The organism is Bradyrhizobium sp. P5_C11_2 (genome assembly GCF_054049755.1).
In genome coordinates this window covers 1-5,057 of record NZ_JBFULT010000549.1, presented here as the reverse complement: position 1 = coordinate 5,057, position 5,057 = coordinate 1, and the positions used below count along the sequence as shown (strand labels likewise).

Genomic DNA, 5,057 nt, shown 5'->3' with positions numbered 1-5,057 from the left:
GTTATCTGATGGGCTCGGTCTGGTTCAAGTTGTGGCGCGCGGCAGCCATGCGCAGAATCGGACCGGATCACGTCGCCAAGCTGCGTTACGACGATGGCGGCCAGGATTTTCTCGCCACGCCGCCGGGCGCGGAAGGCAAGCGATGGACTGCCGCGCTGCAGGATCTGGCGCCAGCGATCGAAGCACTGGCAGCGCTCGCTGGCCCGGAGGCCACCGATGGCGGCAGCAACAATTGGGCGATTGCGCCGTCGCGGACCGCGACCGGCCGGCCATTGCTGGCCGGCGATCCACACCGCGTCTTCGAGATGCCGAGCCTGTATTCGCAGTTCCACCTCGCCTGCGACGCGTTCGATGCTATCGGGCTTTCGGTGCCGGGCGTGCCGGCATTCCCACACTTTGCCCACAACGGCCATGTCGCTTTTTGCGTAACCCACGCCTTTGTCGATATCCACGATGTCTATGTCGAGAACTTCAAGCCCGGCGACGCGTCCCGCTACCTGTTCCGGAACGAATGGCGCAGCAGCGATATCCGTCGCGAGCGCATCGCGGTTCGCGGAGGATCTGCCGTCGATGTCGAGGTGATCGCGACCCACCACGGGCCGGTGATCGCGGGCGATCCGCATCAGGGAGCGGCATTGACGCTGCGGTCGGTGCAGTTCGCCGAGCTTGATCGGTCGTTTGATTGCCTGTTGCCGATGCTGCACGCCGGAAGCGTCGACGCGCTCTATGAGGCGACGCGAGGCTGGGGCCTGATCGATCACAATCTGGTCGCGGCCGATACCACCGGGCGGATCGGAAATCTCGTGCGCGCCATCGTGCCGCAGCGCCCGCGACTGAATGGCTGGCTGCCGGTGCCGGGCTGGACGGGAGAGTATGAATGGCAGGGCGTCATTCCCTGGGAAGATATGCCGCGCGCCTTTGACCCGCCGGACGGCTTTTTGGTGACCGCGAACAACCGTGTCGTCACGGACGAACATCCGGATTATCTGTGCACCGACTGTCATCCTCCGTACCGGGCCAAACGGATCGCCGACCGGCTGGCCGCACTTCCGGCAGCCACTGTCAGCGACATGAGAAGCATCCATGCCGATACGCACAGCTTCACAGCGCGCGAATTCATTGGCCGCCTGAACCAGCTCCCGGCGATCGAAKGGCCCGCTGCCGCGTTGCGTGACCTCATTGTGGGTTGGGACGCGTGCATGGCTGCCAACTCAAAGGCGGCTGCAGCCTATGCGAGGACGCGGCGCGAACTTGCGCGTATCGTTCTCGAGCGGTCGGGTTTGAGCGCGGTGTCGCGAGATCCCGTCGCCCGAGTTGCCCCCGGCGTAGCGCCACTCAATCAGATCTGGTGGGCACTTCCATCATTGCTGCGCAACGACGATGCGGCGTTCCTCGGCGGCTGGGATTGGGATCACGCGCTGACGGCGGCGCTCGAGCGGGCAGCGGAGACCGACAAGGACAAGACTTGGTCGGAGCTGCATCACGTCCGCATGTCGCACCCGTTATCGGCGGCCTTCCCCCAGGCGGCGACGCAGCTCGAACCGCCGGGGCTTCCGGTTGGCGGCGACAACGATACCGTCATGGCCAATGGATGCTATTGGGCCTCCTCAGGCCTCACCGCGGCCTATGGTGCGGTCGCGCGCTATGTCTTCGACATGGGCAACTGGGACAACAGCGCCTGGGTTGTGTTCCACGGCGCGTCGGGACACCCCGCGAGCCCGCATTATTCCGATCAGCATGCGCTATGGGCATCCGTCCAGATGGTGCCGATGCTGTACGACTGGAGCAAAATCACGAAGGCCAGCGACCAGCTCGTACTAAAACCTTTCACCTAGGTCCCTCGAGGCGCTCCCTGCCCGTCGACCAATTTGACCTAGAGGAAGGCAATGATGTCGCGCTTCTCGAGTTCGGTTCGGGCAAGAATGCCACGACGTCGTCAGATCGGACCATCAATCCGATCTCGACGCCGACCGGACAGGACGACAGCGCCGCGATCCCCGGGGCGCGCAACAGGACCGGCTCGCGCGCAACGCCGGCGACATCGATGTAGAGATCGATGTGATCGCCCTGAAAGACCTGCGTGGTCACCGTTCCACGCAGCACCCCCGGCGTGCTTCCTGACGTCACGGCCAGATGCTCCGGCCGAATGAAGACGTCCACAACATCACCAATCGCCGCCTGCGCGAGCGGCGCCGCCGGAACCTCGATACGCATGTCACCGACGGATACGGTGGCGACCTCTCCGCGCCGCTCGACGAGACATCCAGCCAGAACATTCACATTCCCGACGAAGGATGCAACGAAACGATCCGCGGGACGGCGGTAGACATCGCCAGGCGCGGCAATCTGACGTATCCGCCCCGCCGACATCACCGCAATGCGGTCCGACATCGATAGCGCCTCGCCCTGGTCGTGGGTCACAAAGATCGTGGTCACGCCGAGCTCGCGCTGGATCTGCTTCAGTTCGACTTGCATCGACGCGCGCAGATTCTTGTCCAGCGCCGAGAACGGCTCGTCTAGCAAGAGCACCTTCGGCTTGATCACGAGCGCGCGCGCCAGTGCGACGCGCTGCTGCTGGCCGCCCGACAGCTGCCGCGGCTTGCGGTCGCCGAATCCGTCCAGCTTCACCAGTGCCAAGGCATCGTCGACCCGGCGCGCAATCTCCTTCCTGTCGATCCCGCGGGTCTTCAGACCGTAGGCGATATTGTTGGCGACATTCATATGCGGAAACAGCGCATAATTCTGGAAGACGATGCCGATCTCGCGCTGATGGGCGGGCGTTTCGGTGACCAGAGTGCCCTCGATGAAGATCTCGCCGCTATCGGCTTCGAGAAAGCCGGCAACGAGATTGAGCAGCGTGGTCTTTCCGCAGCCGGACGGTCCGAGCAGGGTCATGAACTCGCTCGGCTGGATCTTGAGCCAAGCTTCATGAAGGGCCATGGAGTCGCCGAAGCGCTTGGTCACGCCGTCGAGCTGTACCGCCGGCCGGCCTTGCCGGCCCGTTTCGCTGCTCGCGGTTACGCCCATCCGATCAGTGTGCATCAACATTGAGGATCTTCTCGAGACCAAGGAAGGCATTGGCGAGGCTCAGCAGCAATGCGGTGACGGCGATATAGATCACCGACAGCGCAGCCAGCGTCGGATCGGCGAACTCGCGCACATAATTGTACATCGCAACCGGCAACGTCTGCGTCGCCTGGCTGCTGACGAACAGTGTGGCCGTAAACTCATTGAACGAGAGGATCGCGGCAAACAGCCAACCGCTCAACAGCCCCGGCAGCAGCAGCGGGATCGTCACGGTCAGCAGGATACGGCCCGGTGTCGCGCCGAGGCTGGAAGCCGCGAGCTCGAGCCGGCTGTCAAGATTTTCCAGCGAGATGAAGGTGCTGCGCATCACGAATGGCAGCACCAGCAACACATGGGTCAGGATGACAAGCGGAAAGCCGCGCCCCGCGCCGGTCTGCGATGCCAGGATCAGCACGCCGAGGCCGATGGTGTAGTGCGGGATGATCAGCGGCGACAGCAAGATGCCCTCGAGCACCGACTTGAGCACGAAAGTATAGCGATGGATCGCGATGGCAAAGGCTGCGCCGACGACCAACGCAATGCTCGACGCCCATAACGTCACCGTGAGGCCGTTCCAGAAGCCCCGGCCGAAATCACTGTAGGAGAATGCCCGCCAGAACCAGCGCAGCGACCATGCCTGCGGCGGAAACGCAAGAATCGCACGGTCGTTGAACGCAGTAACGGCAACGACGATGCCGGGCAGCAGCACGAACAGAAGGATCGCAGCGACAAGCACACGCCCCGACCATCTCAGCACCATGACGGCGGGAGACCGTTTCATGTCGCGCTCGCCAGTCGTTCCAGCGGCCTGGTCGCCTGCTTCAACAATGCGATGACGGCCAGAGACAGCGCGAGGCCGATGATCGACAGGCTCGCGGCAAAGGGGAAGTTGAAGGACGAGAAGCCGAGCTGATAGATCAGCGTCGATACCGTGCTGACCCTCCCGCCGCCGATCAATTGCGGCGTCGCGAAGGCGCTGAACGTCCAGGCAAATGCAGTCGAGAAGCCGGCGATGATGCCTGGCATCGACAGTGGCAGAGTGATCGTCAGAAAGACCCGGATCGGTCCCGCGCCGAGGCTCTCCGCCGCCTTCTCGCAATTCCGGTCGATATGCGACAGACCCGCGGCCAGCATGATGACCATGATCGGCATCGTCACATGGACCAGTGCAGCGATCACGCCACCTGCAGTGAACATCATCTGCACCGGACGCTCGACGAGGCCGAGCTTGACCAGCAGCGTGTTCAGGAAGCCGTTATTTCCGAGCACGATCATCCAGGAATAGGTCCGCACCACCTCCCCCAGGAACAACGGCGTCACCGCCGCGATCAGGATGAAAGAGCGCATCGCGGAACTTCTCGTGCGGACCAGCGCATAAGCCAGTGGATAGGCCAGGATCAATGTGAACGCCGCCGTCTCGAAGCAGAGCAGGATCGTATTCCAGAACGCGAGCGCATAAAGCGGCCGGAGCATGGCCGCGAAATTCTGCAACGTGAACCCGCCCACTTCCAGCGAGCCCGGGATGTAAGCCCTCATGCTGAACTGAAACACGGCCGTCATCGCAGCCGTCAGCCCCAGCGCGACAAGCCCGGCCGGCGAGACGAACCATCCCAGAAACGGGCGCTTGGTCATGACGAACTCCTTGGCGAACTCCTCGGCGAACTCCGCGCTGGAAATTGCGGCCCGGCCACGGCCGGGCCGCTGCTTACGCTCAGGGAGCCATGATGTTTTCGGCGAACCACTTCCGCCACTCGGCAGTCTTTTCGGCACGCAGCTTGTGATCGATGATAAGGGTCTGATGCGCCCATTGATCGGGCGTCGTGAACACGCCCGGGAGCGACGCAACCTCCGGCAAGAGCTTGGCGTTGTCGACCACTGGACTTCCCTTCTTGAGATTGGCGATCTGTGCCTGTACCGCCGGATCGAGTGCGATATTCAGGAATTTGTAGACGAGATCAGCCTTGGCCGTGCCCTTCGTTATGCCCATGGTG

General features: G+C 63.0%; 4 protein-coding genes and 1 pseudogene. 1 reads left to right on the top strand and 4 read right to left on the bottom strand.

Translation table 11 applies throughout. The features are described from left to right. The coding region (locus tag ACXJL8_RS33645) for a penicillin acylase family protein (protein WP_456686343.1) at nucleotides 1–1,835 on the top strand (1,835 nt) is incomplete at its 5' end. On the opposite strand, the gene ACXJL8_RS33640 is transcribed toward ACXJL8_RS33645, so the two are convergent. The 4 genes and pseudogenes from ACXJL8_RS33640 to ACXJL8_RS33625 form a co-directional block, all read right to left on the bottom strand. Next, entirely contained in the window at nucleotides 1,828–3,048 is a 1,221-nt protein-coding gene (locus ACXJL8_RS33640) for an ABC transporter ATP-binding protein (protein WP_456621849.1), read from the bottom strand. The two genes, ACXJL8_RS33645 and ACXJL8_RS33640, sit on opposite strands and share 8 nt — an antisense overlap. Continuing rightward, complete coding sequence (locus tag ACXJL8_RS33635) at nucleotides 3,032–3,847, bottom strand: ABC transporter permease (RefSeq protein ID WP_456621850.1); 816 nt, start codon at nucleotides 3,845–3,847, stop codon at nucleotides 3,032–3,034. The genes ACXJL8_RS33640 and ACXJL8_RS33635 overlap by 17 nt, the downstream gene beginning before the upstream one ends. Then, on the bottom strand, nucleotides 3,844–4,698 hold the full coding sequence (locus ACXJL8_RS33630; RefSeq protein WP_456621851.1) for an ABC transporter permease: 855 nt from the start codon (nucleotides 4,696–4,698) through the stop codon (nucleotides 3,844–3,846). Before ACXJL8_RS33630 ends, ACXJL8_RS33635 begins: the two co-directional genes overlap by 4 nt. Before the next feature lie 79 nt (nucleotides 4,699–4,777). Next, nucleotides 4,778–5,057, bottom strand: a pseudogene (locus ACXJL8_RS33625) (ABC transporter substrate-binding protein); the annotation flags it as partial.

Coding starts and splice junctions, on each gene's coding strand:
- ACXJL8_RS33635 (WP_456621850.1), bottom strand. CDS start 3,847: ATGAAACGGTCTCCCGCCGTCATGGTGCTGAGATGGTCGGGGCGTGTG.
- ACXJL8_RS33640 (WP_456621849.1), bottom strand. CDS start 3,048: ATGTTGATGCACACTGATCGGATGGGCGTAACCGCGAGCAGCGAAACG.
- ACXJL8_RS33630 (WP_456621851.1), bottom strand. CDS start 4,698: ATGACCAAGCGCCCGTTTCTGGGATGGTTCGTCTCGCCGGCCGGGCTT.